Source organism: Pseudomonas sp. Leaf129 (assembly GCF_001423465.1).
GTDB lineage: Bacteria > Pseudomonadota > Gammaproteobacteria > Pseudomonadales > Pseudomonadaceae > Aquipseudomonas > Aquipseudomonas coleopterorum.
Map to the genome: position 1 here is coordinate 82,691 of NZ_LMOC01000001.1, position 15,380 is coordinate 98,070.

14 protein-coding genes are annotated in these 15,380 nt (G+C 62.8%); 3 read left to right on the top strand and 11 right to left on the bottom strand.

All coding sequences use genetic code 11. From position 1 onward, the window contains the following. Window positions 1–140: 140 nt before the first annotated feature. Window positions 141–557 carry a response regulator gene (locus tag ASF66_RS00375; protein WP_056842252.1) on the top strand — a complete coding sequence of 139 codons (417 nt, stop codon included), beginning with the start codon at window positions 141–143 and terminating at the stop codon, window positions 555–557. On the opposite strand, the gene ASF66_RS00380 is transcribed toward ASF66_RS00375, so the two are convergent. From ASF66_RS00380 to ASF66_RS00395, 4 genes are read right to left on the bottom strand one after another with little or no spacing between them, the layout of a single operon-like run. Then, window positions 550–1,152, bottom strand: a complete 603-nt coding sequence (locus tag ASF66_RS00380; protein WP_056842253.1) for a PqiC family protein — start codon at window positions 1,150–1,152, stop codon at window positions 550–552. The genes ASF66_RS00375 and ASF66_RS00380 overlap by 8 nt on opposite strands. Next, the gene (locus tag ASF66_RS00385; protein ID WP_056842254.1) at window positions 1,149–2,831 is read right to left on the bottom strand and encodes a PqiB family protein; all 1,683 of its coding nucleotides are present in this window, start codon (window positions 2,829–2,831) and stop codon (window positions 1,149–1,151) included. Before ASF66_RS00385 ends, ASF66_RS00380 begins: the two co-directional genes overlap by 4 nt. Then, the gene (locus ASF66_RS00390; protein ID WP_056842255.1) at window positions 2,824–3,438 is read right to left on the bottom strand and encodes a paraquat-inducible protein A; all 615 of its coding nucleotides are present in this window, start codon (window positions 3,436–3,438) and stop codon (window positions 2,824–2,826) included. Before ASF66_RS00390 ends, ASF66_RS00385 begins: the two co-directional genes overlap by 8 nt. Then, window positions 3,435–4,046: a paraquat-inducible protein A gene (locus tag ASF66_RS00395; protein WP_056842256.1), complete on the bottom strand. Its 612-nt coding sequence runs from the start codon at window positions 4,044–4,046 to the stop codon at window positions 3,435–3,437. The genes ASF66_RS00390 and ASF66_RS00395 overlap by 4 nt, the downstream gene beginning before the upstream one ends. 282 nt (window positions 4,047–4,328) lie before the next feature. Between ASF66_RS00395 and ASF66_RS00400 the strand changes: the two genes are divergently transcribed. Continuing rightward, window positions 4,329–5,528 carry an aminotransferase-like domain-containing protein gene (locus tag ASF66_RS00400; RefSeq protein ID WP_056842257.1) on the top strand — a complete coding sequence of 400 codons (1,200 nt, stop codon included), beginning with the start codon at window positions 4,329–4,331 and terminating at the stop codon, window positions 5,526–5,528. Between the two features lie 127 nt (window positions 5,529–5,655). Here the strand turns inward: ASF66_RS00400 and ASF66_RS00405 are convergent, their stop codons facing one another. From ASF66_RS00405 to puuE, 5 genes are all read right to left on the bottom strand, one after another. Next, the gene (locus ASF66_RS00405) at window positions 5,656–6,444 is read right to left on the bottom strand and encodes an outer membrane protein OmpK (protein WP_056842258.1); all 789 of its coding nucleotides are present in this window, start codon (window positions 6,442–6,444) and stop codon (window positions 5,656–5,658) included. 354 nt (window positions 6,445–6,798) lie between these two features. After that, window positions 6,799–7,302, bottom strand: coding sequence for an ureidoglycolate lyase (locus ASF66_RS00410; RefSeq protein ID WP_056842259.1), 504 nt, complete (start codon window positions 7,300–7,302; stop codon window positions 6,799–6,801). Window positions 7,303–7,326: 24 nt separating this feature from the next. Continuing rightward, a complete protein-coding gene (alc, locus tag ASF66_RS00415; RefSeq protein ID WP_056842260.1) occupies window positions 7,327–8,322 on the bottom strand; it encodes an allantoicase in 996 nt (331 codons plus the stop codon). A 76-nt stretch (window positions 8,323–8,398) separates the two neighbouring features. Further along, entirely contained in the window at window positions 8,399–8,914 is a 516-nt protein-coding gene (gene uraD / locus ASF66_RS00420; protein ID WP_056842261.1) for a 2-oxo-4-hydroxy-4-carboxy-5-ureidoimidazoline decarboxylase, read from the bottom strand. Further along, window positions 8,911–9,834, bottom strand: a complete 924-nt coding sequence (gene puuE / locus ASF66_RS00425) for an allantoinase PuuE (RefSeq protein WP_056842262.1) — start codon at window positions 9,832–9,834, stop codon at window positions 8,911–8,913. The genes uraD and puuE overlap by 4 nt, the downstream gene beginning before the upstream one ends. Window positions 9,835–10,160: 326 nt before the next feature. Here puuE and uraH point away from each other — a divergent pair, with 326 nt between their 5' ends. Continuing rightward, window positions 10,161–10,514 (top strand): hydroxyisourate hydrolase, encoded by a 354-nt coding sequence (gene uraH / locus ASF66_RS00430; RefSeq protein ID WP_056842263.1) that lies wholly within the window; start codon window positions 10,161–10,163, stop codon window positions 10,512–10,514. 5 nt (window positions 10,515–10,519) lie between these two features. On the opposite strand, the gene ligD is transcribed toward uraH, so the two are convergent. Both ligD and egtB read right to left on the bottom strand, forming a co-directional pair. After that, window positions 10,520–13,117 (bottom strand): DNA ligase D, encoded by a 2,598-nt coding sequence (gene ligD, locus ASF66_RS00435; protein ID WP_056842264.1) that lies wholly within the window; start codon window positions 13,115–13,117, stop codon window positions 10,520–10,522. Window positions 13,118–13,150: 33 nt separating this feature from the next. Beyond that, complete coding sequence (gene egtB, locus ASF66_RS00440) at window positions 13,151–15,298, bottom strand: ergothioneine biosynthesis protein EgtB (RefSeq protein ID WP_056842265.1); 2,148 nt, start codon at window positions 15,296–15,298, stop codon at window positions 13,151–13,153. Window positions 15,299–15,380 lie beyond the last annotated feature (82 nt).

Here is a 15,380-nt window from a genome sequence, read left to right on the forward strand (position 1 = left end):
CCTCGGCTGATTACCGTTCGTCGGCGCAAACTCGACAAATGGAATTCACAAGCTTTTCCGCTCTCCTAACCTGAGTGTGGGAGTCGCCATCGCGGCGGTAACTTTCCTCAATCAATTCAAGTACACAGAAGGATTTGGCAATGACTGATTCGCCGCGCATCGACAGTGCTTCCAAGGGAGCGAACCTGGTTCTGGTGGTCGAAGACGAAGCGCTGATTCGCGAGTTCGTCTGCGAACTGCTGGGCGAGGAAGGTTGGAAGACCGAGGGTGTCGAATCTGCGGACCACGCGCTCGAGTTTCTGAGCAAGCGTTCCAACGAAGTCGGTCTGTTGCTGACGGATATCCTGATGCCCGGCAGCATGAACGGCGCAGGGCTGGCGAACTACTCGGCGCAAACCTGGCCGGAAATTCCGATCATGATCATGTCGGGCCATGAAACGCCCGAAAGCTCCGGCGTCACCATCCCGGTGAGCTTCGTGCGCAAGCCATGGACGCTCGGTCAGTTGCTCGACGGTGTCGAGAAAGCCCTCGGCACCGTGCCGCGCGCCGTCAGCTAGGACAGGCGCCGTTGCCTTGAGCCCATTGGCGGGCGGTCGTTGCAATCTGCTTCGCCAATTGATCGATGATACGCTGATGTGCCACCACCAAGCTGCTTAGTTCAACTCCCGCCGTTTCACGGATCTGGCTCGCACAGGTCAATGTACGGCGCGGCTGCGCACCCCCGCGCATACCCAGACTCCACACCACATCGACCAGCGCATACTGACCCGGTAGCGAATCGAAACGTCGCACGTCGGTTTGTACGGACAGCACGGGCTTTTGCGCATCCTTGGGCAACCCAGCCAGATCACGCGTCCCCAACTGGCGTTCCAGGCGATCGGTCAGGGCGTCGTGAAACTCATCGGCCAGCGGCGCGCTCCAACGGTCGTTTTCCAGAATCGCCAGATTGCCTCGATCCTGACGTACCACCAGCTGCGGCTGGTCGACCTGGACAGGCATGCGCACCGCGAGCATTTCGAACTGGAACGACGGCGCAGCCAAGCGCGAGGGCGCGCTCGGCGCAGTGTCCTGCAGCGTGTAATAGTGGGTCACCGGCGAGCTGCAGGCACCCAGGCCTACGCTCGCGGCCAGCATCAGGCTGCGTTTGATCATGGTTGAACTTCCGGTTGGATTTCACGTGAGGTATTGCCTGGGCTGCGGTAGGCGTCCGGCTCACCCTGTTTGGTACGGCCGCGAATCAGCGCTTCGGGGTTGCGGCTGAGGAAATCGGTCAGCACCCGCACCGAGCGGGCAGTGCGCTGGACTTCGTCCATGGCCTGGCTCAGTTGCTGACGCTCCGGCGAGTCGTCGGCGAAGGTGGAGTTAGCCGCGGCCAAGGTCTTCTGGGTCTGCTGCAAGGTGCCACGCATCTGCGGCAGGACTTCGGCGTTGACCTGACGCAAGGTCTTCTGCATTTCGCTCAGGCTGCCGTTGAGGTTGTTGGCGATTTCATCCAACGGCAACTTGCTGATCTTGTCGACCACGCCTTGCAGCTGCTCCTGCACCTTGTCCAGGCTGCCGGGTACCGTAGGAATACGCAGCGGGCGGGCGGCGATATCGAACGCCACGGGCGCTGCGTTGGGGACGAAGCTCAGGGAGATGTACAACTGCCCGGTGATCAGGTTGGCACTGCGCGCCTGGGCACGCAGGCCCTGCTTGACGAACGCCGACATCAATTGCGCCGAGCGCGCATCGTCTTCGGTGCCCATCTGTTTGAGCAGTTTTTCGTGGGCCTTGCCCAGGCGATCCGGGTAGATCACCGCGCCGACGACACTGGGAAAGCTCTTGGTCTTGGCGTCATAGTCCAGGTTGACCGACACCACACGGCCGATGTTCACGCCCAGGAATTCTACCGGGGCGTTGACCGCCAGGCCGCGCAGCGACTGGTTGAAGCTCATGCTGATGTAGCGCGGTTCGCCATCGGGCGGCGCCAGGGCGGTTTCCTGATCGGCGAACAGGTCGAAGCGCGAGCGCTCGGTGGCCGGAGTCGCGTTGGGGCTGTACTTGGGTTCGACGAAGGCGACGCCACCGGCGAGGATGGTCGAAAGTGACTCGGTGTTGACCTTCAGTCCACTGGCGCCCACGGTCAGATCGATGCCGCTGGCGTTCCAGAAGCGCGTATCGGTGGTCACGTACTTGTCGTTGGGGGCATGGACGAAGATCTCCACGTCGACACCCTTGCCGTCTTCGGCCAATTGGTACGACACCACTTGGCCGACTTCGATGCGGCGATAGTAGACCGGCGAGCCGATGTCGAGCGAACCCAGGTCCTCGGTGTGCAGGGTGAAACGTTTGCCCTGTTCGCCGTAGGTGATCGCCGGCGGCGTTTCCTTGCCGACGAATTGCCGCTTGCGCTCTTCGGAACTGCCGGCATCGGCGCCGATGAAGGCGCCGGAGAGCAGCGTATCCACGCCGGAAATGCCGTTGGCGCCGATGCGTGGGCGCACCACCCAGAACACCGAGTCTTCGGCGGTGAAGCCTTCGGCGGACTTGTTCAGGTCGACCTTCGCGACCACGTGGCTGCGGTCGTCGCTGAGGGCTATGGCGGTCACCTGCCCGATGACCACGTTCTTGTATTTGACCTGGGTCTTGTTGGCTTCCAGGCCCATGGCGGTCTCGAAGCTGATTTCGATCTGCGGCCCGGCATTGAGGCCATTGCTGATCAGCATCGAAGCGCCTACCAACGCCGCGATGATCGGCACGATCCACACCAGCGAGACATTCAAACGACGCGTCTTGACCGCCGGCGCAGCGGCAGGGGACGCGGGAGTGGAACCTGGACGATCAGACATCTTCAACCTCTACATCCCAGATGAGCCGGGGATCGAAACTCATGGCGGCAAGCATGGTGAGTACCACCACCAGACCGAAAAACACGATACCCAGCAGCGGGTCAATGGAACTCAGCGAACGAAACTGCACCAGCGCGGCGACCAGCGCCACCACCAGCACGTCGAGCATCGACCAGTAGCCGATCAGCTCGATGAAGCGATACAGGCGGGCCCGCTCGCGCATGGCCCAGTGGCTCTTGCGCTGACAGGTTACCAGCAGCATGCCCAGGATCAGGAACTTCATGCAGGGCACAACCACGCTGGCGAAGAAGATCAGCACGGCGATGTCCCAGGAGCCGCCATGCCAGAACTCGATGACGCCACTCATGATGGTGTTTTCGCTGGCGTTGCCGAACATGTTGGTGCGCATCACCGGCAGCAGGTTGGCCGGGATGTAGAAGATCAATGCCGCGATCAGCAGCGCCCAGGTCCGCGCGATGCTGTCGGGTTTGCGCGCATGGACGGTGGAGTGACAGCGCGGGCAATGGTGCTCGCCTGCCTGGCAGACATGCCCGCAGGTGTGGCACAGCACCAGGCCCAGTTGCCGCGCGTAGGCCGGTTCGCTCATCGCAGCTGGCCTTCCAGGTCGTCCCAGAGTCGGCGGATGCCCTTGCCGGAAATCAGGATCAACAGCACCGTGACCATACCCAGTGCCCACAGGCCGAAGCCGGGGTGTACGTCGAGCATGCCCGCCAGTTTGATGATGGCGACCAGAATGCCCAGTAGGCAGACTTCCAGCATGCTCCAGGGGCGCAGGTGCTCCAGCGCGCGCATGCAGGTGCGAAAGCCGGGCGCAGCGCGTCCGGCGGTGGCGAAGCCGAGCAGCCAGCACAGCAGGCAGATCTGCAAGAGGGGGGCGAGAATGATGGTCAACCCGGTCACCGCGGCCATCGGCGTGATGCGGCCCTGCGCCAGGGCTTCCACCGAGGCGAGCAGGGTGGCCTGGTTGCTCAGCCCTTCCATGCTGATGCTGATCACCGGAAAAGCGTTGGCCAGAATGAACAGCATGGCTGCGGTCAGCGCCAGGGCGAACAGCGCCTGGATGCTCAGGCGCTGGCCACGTTCGAGCACCGCGCCACAGCGCGTGCATTCGGCTTTCTGACCATGCGTCAGGGCCACCGATTCGAACAGCGAATCGCAGTGTTCACAGATGATCGAGCGGGAAGAGGTGTTCATTCGGCAATGGACATACATGAAAGCCTGAGGTCAGGGGCGCGCATTTCCCCAGATTAGACACGACCTGTCTAGTCCAGTGGCGCGGTGCCATGAGTATCTGAGTCATGATAAAGCCGAGCGTTCCGTCTGGCGATAGCTGTGAAAGCCAGGCTACTCGCGGCCTTTGGTTTGCGGGCGTGGACCCTGTCAGCACCCAATGGCATGACATCTGGAAATAATCTCGCTTGTGAGCGGCGTTCGCCAGCCTCGATACTTTCGGCACATTCGCCGTCGAGCACCGTCATGGCCCTGGATTACCGATTCACGCCTGCCTTCGAAAACCCCACCGGTTCGGCCATACGCGAGCTGTTCAAGTACCTGTCGGTGCCGGGCATGATTTCCTTTGCCGGTGGCTATCCGGCGTCGGCGTTTTTCGACGAGTCCGGCCTGCGCGAAGCCGCGGAGCAGGCCATGCGCGAAGCCCCCCTGGACTGTTTGCAATACGCCGCCACCGAAGGCTTGCCGGCGCTGCTCGAACAGTTGGTAAGTCTGATGACGCGGCGTGGCGTGGCCGTTGGGGCGGATGAGTTGATAGTGACAACTGGTTCGCAACAAGGCTTCGACCTGTTGCTCAAGGTGTTACTGGCCCCTGGCGCTACCGTACTGGTCGAGTGCCCGACGTATCCGGCAGCGTTGCAGGCGTTGCGCCTGGCCGGGGCGCAGGTGCTCAGCGTGGCGACCGATGCCGACGGCCTGGACACCGATGCCTTGGCGCAGCAGCTGGCACGGCGTGCGCGTGGCGATGTCGCGATGCTCTATTGTGTGCCGACTTTTGCCAACCCCACCGGCGCCTGCCTGCCCCTGGCGCGGCGTCTGGCACTTTTGCGGCTGGCAGTCGCACACGATTTTCTGGTGGTCGAAGACGATCCTTACGGTGCGCTGCGCTTTGCCGGCGAGGAAGTGCCTTCGCTGTTGGCGCTGAGTCGGCAGGTGGAGGGCGCCGAGGGGCGGGTGATCCATCTGTCCAGCCTGTCCAAGGTGCTCGCGCCAGGGCTGCGCGTGGGCTGGATGGTAGCGCCTGCAGCGGTCCGGCAGCGTTGCCTGGTGGCCAAGCAGACCGTGGACCTGTGCACCTCGCCCTGGGCGCAGCGCATCGCCGCCAATTACCTCGCGGCAGGGGCGCTGGAACGGGCGCTGCCGGGTCTGGCGCAGGGGTATCGGGAGAAGTGCGAGCGCATGCTGGCGGGGTTGCAGCCGTTGGCGGAGTATCTGCAGGTGAGTGCACCGGCAGGCGGCATGTTCGTCTGGGGCCGTTGCCTGCATGGCCTCGACGCCAAGGCATTGCTGCCGCGGGCGATCGAGCAGAAGGTGCTCTTCGTGCCCGGCAGCGCCTTCTACGGCCAAGACCCGGACCCCAGCAGCATCCGCCTGTCGTTCGCCGCCCCCGGGTTGGCTGACATCGACGAAGGCCTGCACCGACTGCGCCGAGCGTTCGAGCAGTAGAATTCGCGGCGAGGCCGGACGCGGCTCGCGCCGCTGCTACAGGGGTACTGCACGCCGCGTCGGCGGTGTGCCTGGATGAAGGTGCACGCGGTCTCGACCCATCACTGGCCCTGCTTCCAATGCCCGATCAGAAGAACACTTTCACCAACAAACTCGCCGTATTCTGATGGGTATCGAAATAACGACTGTCCTTGATCCCATACTTGTTGTCCCAATAATCGTATTCAAAACCCACATACACTTGCTGCGCGCCTTGACCCAAGGCTTTGCCCAAGTCGTATTTGACCTGCGGGTTGAAATGCAGATTGGCGTGGTACTCGCCATGCTTGTTCGAATCGTTGCCCACCACCCAGTCGGCGAAGCCGTCGATGAGAATGTCCGAACGACCGACCGGCAGGGTATAGGACCACACCGGTGTGATCTGCCAGACATTATCCCCGGCGCGGCTGCCTTCGGTTTGACGGTTATAGAAATTCAACTGGAAATAGTCGAACCCCGGCAGATCAAGGTCGACGGCTGGACCGATCAGATATGACTCGTTATCCCCTTCGCCAAACTCGTAGGTCATGGCCAACAGCACATCCTTGATCGGACCGAAGCGGAACGTGCGATCGAAGATCTTGTTCATCGACAGGCGCGGGCTGAACTCACCGTAATAGGTGTTGTTGCCGTTGGTACCATCGGCTTCGCCATTGTAGAAAATCTTGTCGACGAACAGAAAGTTGTCGCCGTACTTCCAGGCATCGGCATGTTCGTAGGTCACGGTCTGCTGGTGGCTGGGGTTGACGGTGTAGTCCTTGCCCACCAGGTAGGTCAGGCTGTTGCTCTGCCACTGCAGCCAGTCGCCAGCGGCCATCGCGGTGCCGGCATGGGCCAGGCCTGCAGCCAGAAACAGGCTCGGTAGTGTGGTTTTCATTCAATCGCTCTCAGGTCAAATAAGTGTGGTAGTTGTGTGGGCACTCTAGTGGCGCCTCTTTTGTTGTCCCGAAGGTCAACTTGTAGTTGCCGTCGAACGCGCGCAACGCGTCCGCGGACCGGTCATCCGAGTTAGCCAGTTTTCGTCCGGGCGGATAGATTCGTCAGTGTTCAGTGATGCAGCAACTAACGCGGTTCAGCCACCTCGCACGCCGCGCCTTCCAGCGGCGGCGCAGGGTAGGGGTTTGCGCTGCCACTGGCAAGCTACGTCGGTTTTACAGTTTCCAGTGTTGATCGGAGCAACTAAGCCAGTCGTCCTTATATTAGCCAGGCGCCCGATGCCCCGCCCCGGAAGTTACAACGACGGGTCGAGCGACAATAAGTCGCACGCCTCGAAGAAGAACTCGTCGCAATTGTTGCCCGGGCCTTTGCGATCCACGATGAGAAAGTCATCCTGATCGTGCAGCGCCAACACCGGATGATGCCAGACACCCTTGTGGTAATTGATGCCCTGACGACCATCGCTGATGAACGCGCGCACGTCTTCGCTGCGCGGGACGGCGCCGGCCGGTGCGACCACGATCAGAAAGGCGTTGCCCAACAACGGAATGAACGCCTGACTACCCAGTGGATGACGTTCGAGCATGCGTACGGTGAGCGGCATCGGCAAGGTGCGGGCGCGGAAGATGCTGATCACGGCCTGATCCTGCTCGGTGCCCAGCTGCACGTCCGCCAGGCGATCGAAGCGTTGGGTCGAACCGTTGTTGATCAGGAAGTGTGCGCTGCCCTCGGTTTCGATCACGTCGCCAAACGGGGCAAACGAGGCCTTGGTCAAGGGTTCGATCGATAATGTACGCATACTGGGTCCTATTATGAAGTGATGCTATCGGGCCAGAGTGCCCAGCACTCGCAGTCGGCTCACACCGCCGTCGGGGAAGACGTTGAGCCGGATGTGCGTGATCGGCCCCAGTTCCTTGATCTGCTCCGCGAAGCTGTGCTCCTGGTGCATCTGCAGCTTCTGGCTGGGCAGCAGTTCACGCCAGAACAGGCTTTGGGTCTCGATCTGGCTGTCGGTCCCGCCCTTGACGAACGCACCCTGGATCGAACAGCTGTCCGGGTAGTTACCCTTGAAGTGCAGGGTGTCGACGATCACCTGCTGCACCACCCCAGGATGCCCCAGGGCCACGATGACCCAGTCGTTGCCAGGCGTGCGTCGCCGAGCGGTTTCCCAGCCGTCGCCCATATTGATGCCACGGCCGGGGTTGAGCAGGTTGCTCATGCTGCCGTAGTGTTCGTCCGAGCAGGCCAGTGCGCGTCCGCCGTTGAGGGCGCTGGCGAGGTCGATCTGCTCCTCGTCGCTGGTGCTCGACCAGCTGCGGAACGGCACGCCATACACGCGCAGGCGGGCCACACCGCCGTCCGGGTAGATATTGAAGCGCAGATGGCTGAACGCGCTGTCGTTGTCGATGCTGTGGTAGTGATGGCTATTGCCCTGCAGCTCGACCGCACTGAGGATTTCGACCCACGGAGTCTGATCGTCGGGTTCGCCTTCGCTGATGAAGCAGGCTTCCAGTGACGCCGAAGGAGGGAAGTTGCCGGTGAAGAACGAGGTGTCGATGTCCACGCCCTTGATCGAGCCTGGCGCGCCAAGGCGGATCATTGCGCTGTCATAGCCTTCGAAGCGCTTGCGCCGCGATTCCCAGCCGTCCATCCACTTGCCGTTGTCGTCGAAGACGCCTTCCTTCCACACCGCCGGGGTGGGCTGGAACAGCCGGTTGACGTCGGCGAACCAATCGTCGGTCACTGAAATGGCCCGGGTACCGAGGCGGGCATCGGCCAGGTTGACGTACTTCTGGAACGGTGCGGCGTAGGCTTTCATGAATACGGATCTGCCTTGAACGAGGGTTGATGAACAGTCGGTCCGTCACCGCGGGTGCGGCGGCGGGGCTATTGGGTTACAGGGCTTGCAGGCGAAACAGGGCAATCTTGTCGATCTCGCGCAGGGCGCAGGCGAATTCGTCTTCGGGGGAATGACCGATCCGCGTTTCGAACGCCGCCAGGATCTGCCGTCGATCGCTGCCCTTGACCGCCATGATGAAAGGGAAACCAAAGCGGGCCCGATACGCATCGTTGAGCCGGGTAAAGCGCTGGAACTCGTCGGGCGTGCACTGACTGATGCCGGCGCCGGCCTGCTCCTGAGTACTCGCTGCGGTGAGCTCACCCTGCACTGCGGCCTTGCCGGCCAGGTCGGGGTGGGCATTGATCAATGCCAGCAGGGTGGCGCGGTCGGCGTCGGCTACCACTTGGCTCATGCAGGCATGCACCGCCTCGATCTCGTCGCGCCGGTCCGGCGACAGTCGCTCGAATGCCTGTTCGGCCACCCACGGCGAGTGCTCGTAGATGTCGCCCAGCGCTGCGACGAACTCGGCGCGGTTGAGTTGTGAAGGCTGCAGGGTACGAAAGTGGCTCATGGGCGCGGGCTGCCTGGGAAAGGATGAACCTGCTGCCAGTGCCTGGCGATATCGACCCGGCGCGCGAACCAGACCTGCTGGTGGCTTTGGACGTAGTCGATGAAACGCTTGAGCGACGCCAGACGTCCGGGTCGGCCGATGAGTCGGCAATGCAGGCCGATGGAAAGCATCTTGGGCGCCTCCGAGCCTTCGGCGTACAGCACGTCGAACGCGTCCTTGAGGTAGTCGAAGAAATCGTCGCCCTTGTTGAAGCCCTGCACCTGGGTGAAGCGCATGTCGTTGGTGTCCAGGGTGTAGGGAATCACCAAGTGGGGGCGATCCGCGCCGGGTTGCCAGTAGGGCAGGTCATCGTCGTAGGCGTCGCTGTCGTAGAGGAAACCGCCTTCCTCCATCACCAGGCGACGGGTGTTGGGCCCGGTGCGTCCGGTGTACCAGCCCAGCGGCCGCTGGCCGGTGATGTCGGTGAGGATGCGGATGGCGTCGAGCAGGTGCTCGCGTTCCACCGCTTCATCGACGTTCTGATAGTCGATCCAGCGGTAGCCATGGCTGCAGATTTCATGGCCGTCGGCGACCATGGCGCGCATCGCCTCGGGGTGTCGCTGCGCGGCCATGGCCACCGCGAAGACCGTCAAGGGGATCCCGGCTTGGCGAAACAGTTTGAGAACGCGCCACACACCGGCACGGCTGCCGTACTCGTACAGCGATTCCATGCTCATGTTGCGCTGGCCTTGCAACGGCTGCGCCGCAACCATCTCCGACAGGAACGCCTCGGACTCGCTGTCGCCGTGCAGCACGTTGCGCTCGCCGCCTTCTTCATAGTTGAGGACGAACGACACGGCGATACGGGCATCGCCCGGCCAGTGCGGATGGGGCGGTTGGTCACCGTAGCCGATCAGGTCGCGGGGGTAGTCGAGGCTCACCGAAGATTTCCTTTTATACGTGGCAGAACGCGCTCGAAAAGGCGCAATGGAAGGGCGTTTTCGGGCTTGAATCGATTGTATACAACGGCATGGACAATTTGTAAGCTCGGGTCTCGGTCCTTTGGATGGCCGTATCCTTGCAAACGCGATGATGCAGGCTCTTGCAAAGAACCTGCCCAATCGGTCAGCAATCTGCATCGACGCGTGTTTTGCGGCTTTTGTTTTTGCAAGGTGTCAGGTGCCACGCCCCATTGCGGCGCGTACCGCACGCTTGCGCTCCACCACGGTGCGCCGTTGGCGTGCCCCCTGAACAGGTGAAATCAACCATGGGACGCTTGACCACACACGTTTTGGACGCCGCACATGGGTGTCCCGGTAACGGCATTCGAGTGCGTCTGTACCGCGTCGACGGCGAACAGCTGGAACTGCTGGTAACGGCCGTGACCAATTCCGACGGGCGTTGCGATGTGCCGCTGCTGGAGGGTGAGCACTACCGTTCGGGTGTGTATCAGCTGCACTTCGGTGCAGGTGACTACTATCGCAGCCGCGGTACCGTCACCACGGCGCCGGCGTTTCTCGACGAAATCGTCCTGCGGTTCGGCATCGATGCAACTCAGGAGCACTACCATGTGCCCCTGTTGCTGTCACCGTACAGCTACTCCACCTACCGCGGCAGTTGATGGGTTCATTTGAGCCCGAGTTTCTTGCGCATTGCGACGGTGATGCTTTGGCGGGTGCTGAAGAAATCTGCCCAGGGATCGTCTTCAAGCTCGGCAAGGCGTTCGAGTACGCTGTCGATGTCCCACTGGTCGCCGCCCTTGATCTGCGCCACTTCCTCCCGGGTGACCGGCACCGAGACCGGCAAGCCATCCCGCGCTCGCGCCGCATAGGCGCAGGCCGTGGTTGCGCCCAGTCCGTTGCGCAGGTAGTCGATGAAGATCCGACCGACCCGGTTTTTCGGGCCGGAGACGGCCGTGAAGCGTTCCGGCATCAGTTTGGCCATGTGTTCCACCACGGCGCGGCTGAATGCCTTGACCTCATCCCAGCCCAGCTTGCGCGTGATCGGTACCACCACGTGCATGCCCTTGCCACCACTGGTCTTGAGGAACGATGCAAGGCCCAGTTCGTCGAGCAGGGTCTGAGTCAGTTGAGTGGCTTCGGCCATGCTTTTCCAAGGCAAAGCAGGGTCCGGGTCCAGGTCGAGTACGAAGCGGTCGGGATGTTCGAAATCCTTCGCGGTCGCGTTCCAGGTGTGCAGTTCCACGGTGCCCATCTGCACCGCGCCCAGCAGTGCCTGACCATCGTTGATGACCATCGCGGCCTGACCCGCCTCGTCCTTGTCGAAGGTGAGAATGTGCGGGATCGCCAGGTGGCCGGCGTGCTTCTGGAAGAACAGCTCGCCACCGACGCCGTCGGGCGCCCGCACCAACGCCACAGGGCGTTGCTTGAGGTGCGGCAGTAACCAGGGGGCGATGCGCCCGTAGTATTCGGCCAGCTGCATCTTGGTGGTGCCGCTGGTGGCATCGATGACCCGCTCGGGGTGCGTGATGCGCACCTGTCCGACCAGGTCGGCGTCATCGGCCTTGGTGGCTGCCTTGCGCGGCGTCTTTGCCGACTTGCTTGCGGATTTGGCGGATTTGGCGGACGTGGCGGATTTGGCCGTTGGCATTTCGGGCATGATCTCCGTGGCGGGCTTGTCGGTGCGCAAGCCATGGAAAACGGCGTGGCGGACGGCGCCGTCGCGGGTCATTTCGGCATAGGCCACTTCCGCCAACAGCGTGGGCTTGAGCCAATGCACGCCACGGGCCTGAGCACCCGAGGGAGGATTGGCGAGCGCCGGGCGGGCGGCCTCCAACGCCTGCAGCTGCGCGAGCAGGGTGCGCAAGGTGGTTTCGCTGAAGCCGGTGCCGACCTTGCCGGCGAATCGCAACTCGCCGCTGTCGGCATCGTGCAAGCCCAGCAACAGGGCGCCGAACGCGCTGCGGCTGCCCTTGGGCTCGGTGTAGCCGACGATGACGAACTCCTGGCGGCGCTTGCATTTGAGCTTGATCCAGTCGCTGCTGCGCCGCGACACATAAGGGCTGCCGACACGCTTGCCGATCAGGCCTTCCATATCCATCTGGCAAGCGCTTTCGAGCAACGAGTCAGCTGATCCGGCAAGGTCGTCGGAGCACTTCAGCGCGTCATCCGTGTTGGTTTCCAGCACCCTGGCCAAGGCACTGCGACGCTGCTCCAAAGGCACGGCGCGCAGGTCCATACCGTTGAGGTAGGGCAGGTCGAACAGGTAGAAAACGATGTCGCCGCTGCGCTCGTTCTCGAATGCGTTCTGCAAAGCCTGGAAGTCCGGCACTCCGTGCTCGTTGGCGACCACCACTTCGCCATCCAGCCACGCCGACTGCAAGCCCAGGGCAGCGAGCGCTTCGGCCTGGCGCGGCATTTTCCCTGTCCAGTCGTGGCCGTTGCGGGTGAAGAGGTTGACCTGATTCCCGTCGATGCGAGCGACGATGCGGTAGCCGTCGAACTTGATCTCGTAGCACCAGTCGCCTTCGGGTGCAGCGTCCACCAGGGTGGCCAATTCGGGCTTGAGGCTAGCGGGCAAGGCGGCTGCCTTGGCGCCTTCCAGCTGGATGGCTTTGCTTTTGGAGCTTTTGGACGTGGCTTTGGCCGCAGATTGAGTCGCCGGTTTCGCGGCTGCTTTGGTGGTGCGCTTGCGCGGCACCAGGGTGCGTTCGCTGATGACGCTGTCGGGTTCGGCGACGAGCACGTCGTACTCGGCCAACGGGCGTGCAGCAGCGTCCTTGGATTTGATCAGAAACCACTGCTCGCGTTTGCCGGGCATGTGGGTCTTGACCAGGTTCCAGGTGCCGCCCAGCTTCTCGCCCTGCAGGACGAACTTGAGCTTGCCGTTCTCATAGGCCTGGCGGGGATCGCCTTCGGGAATCCAGGTCCCGCGGTCCCAGACGATCACGTCACCGGCGCCGTAGTGCCCGTCGGGAATGTTGCCCTCGAAGCTGGCATAGTCCAGCGGATGGTCTTCGACATGCACCGCCAGGCGCCGAGCCTTGGGGTCCAGTGACGGTCCCTTGGGCACTGCCCAGCTCTTGAGAGTGCCGTCCAGTTCCAGGCGGAAGTCGTAGTGCAGGTGGCTGGCATCGTGTTTCTGAATGCAGAACTGCAATGCCCGCGCCGCCTTGCCGCGTTTGCCATTGCGCCCGGCGCCGGATGGCTCCGGGGTGGCGTCGAAGTCACGCTTGCGGTTGTACTCCTCCAGAGCCTTGGTCATGGTGTTCCTCACTCATGATGCGCTGCCGATGTGTCAGCGCAGGCAGAACAGCGCCACCTGTGGGGCTTCGCCTATCCATTGATGGCTGACGTCCCAACCGGCCGCAGCCGCCAGTTCGGTGAAGGACTGCACGGTGAACTTGTGCGAGTTCTCGGTGTGCAGCCGTTCCCCGGGTTTGAACGCGAAGGTGCGACCGGCCACCCGGACCTGTTGGGCTTTCTGGCTGACCAGGTGCATTTCGATCCGCTCGTACTCGGGGTTCCACAGCGCCAGGTGGTCGAATGCCGCCTCGTCGAAATCGCCGTCGAGTTCGCGGTTCATGCGCGTCAGCAGGTTCTTGTTGAAGCGTGCGGTAACTCCGGCCGCGTCGTCATAGGCGGCTTCCAGAGTGGCTGCATCCTTGACCATGTCCACGCCGATGATGAAGCACGCATCGGGCCCCAGCAGCTCGCGCGCCGAACGCAGGAAGCGTACGGCCTGCGGACGGGTGAAATTGCCCAGCGTCGAGCCTGGAAAGAAGCCCACGCGCGGATGACCCTGGGTCTCGGCCGGCAGGTGCAGGGCACGGGTAAAATCGTCCACCAGCGGCGCAATGCGCAGGGCAGGGTAGCGTTGGCGCAACCGGGCGCTCGCGCTTTCCAGCGCATTGCTGCAGATGTCGATGGGCACGTACAGCGCAATCTGCGGCACCGCATCCAGCAACAGACGCACCTTGTCGCAGGCGCCGGCGCCGAACTCCACCAGCGCCGCATCGTCGGCGACCCACTCGGCCAACTGCGGCGCGATCTCGGTCAGCAGCGCCGTTTCGGCGCGGGTCGGGTAGTACTCGGGCAGGGTGCAGATGGCTTCGAACAGCTGCGAGCCCTCGGCATCGTAGAAGTACTTCGGCGAGATGGATTTCTGCGCTGCCGACAGTCCGGTGATCACATCGCGGGCGAACTCATCGCTGCCGTCGTTGCGGGTGCTGTAGGGCGACACGTCGCGCGCCAGACGCACGCCGGAAAACATCCAGCGGCAGCCGGGGCCGAAGAAGTTGCGGTAGGTGGGGCGGGTGTGTCCGACCGGGGTGATACTGGCGCCGCCACGCAACACCATCTGGTTGATCATGAACTTGCCGTTGTATTCACCGACCGCGCTGACCGCAGGCTGAAAGCCGGGGTAGGCACTGTAGGCGCTCTGCGTCCACTGCCAGGCCACATCGTCGAGTTGCTGCAGTTGTCCGCTGCCAGCGGCGATTTCCCATTCCGCTTCGGTGGGCAGGCGTGCGCCGGCCCATTGGGCGAACGCAGCCGCTTCGTAGTAGCTGATGTGCACCACGGGTGCGTCGAGTTGCAGCGGTTGCAGCCCGCGCAGGCTCATCTCGTGCCAGGCACCGGCGCGGTCCTGCTGCCAGTAGAACGGGGCATACCAGCCTTCGGCCTGAACCGTGGCCCAACCGTCGGCCAGCCACAGGCCGGCCTGGTTGTAGCCGCCGGCTTCGATGAATTCCAGCCATTCACCGTTGGTGACCAGACGGTCGGCGATTTCGAAGGCTTGGGCGAACACTGTGTGTCGCGGGCCTTCGTTGTCGAAGGCGAAGCCGTGACCGTCGTGGCCGATCTCGACCAGACCGCCGGCCTGGCCAATGAAGCGGCCCCGACGACCGGCCATGTCGGCTGGCCATGCCGGGTCGTACGCCGGCTTGAGCGCCGAGACGCTGAACAGGTGCAGGATGTCCATCAGCAACAGCTCCTGATGCTGTTGCTCGTGGGACAGTCCCAATTCGATGAGCGATTGGGCTTCAGTGTCCAGATCGCCGCTGAGCAGGGCTTCCATGTGCTGATCGACATGCGCGCGATAGGCCAGTACGCGGTCCAGTCCTGGACGCGTCATCAAACCGCGCTGAGGACGCGGCTGGCGCGGGCCGACCGCTTCGTAATAGGAATTGAAGAGGTAGCAGAAATCCGGGTCGAACGGCGTGTAGTGCGGCGCTTGCTCAGCGAGCAGGAAGGTTTCGAAGAACCAACTGGTGTGAGCCAGGTGCCATTTGGCCGGGCTCGCGTCGGGCATCGACTGCGCGCCCATGTCTTCGGCGCTGAGCGGGCTGGCTAGGTGTTCGCTGTGGCGGCGTACCTGTTGGAAGCGCTGCAGCAGGTCGTGCGTGGGGGTAACAGGCACGGCCTGCCGGGAAAGACTGTTCATCAAGAGGCTGCTCCGACGGCTCCGTCGAGGGTGACGGTGGGAAACGGGGGCAGAAGCGCTTTTCTATCGCTTTCCGCACGAC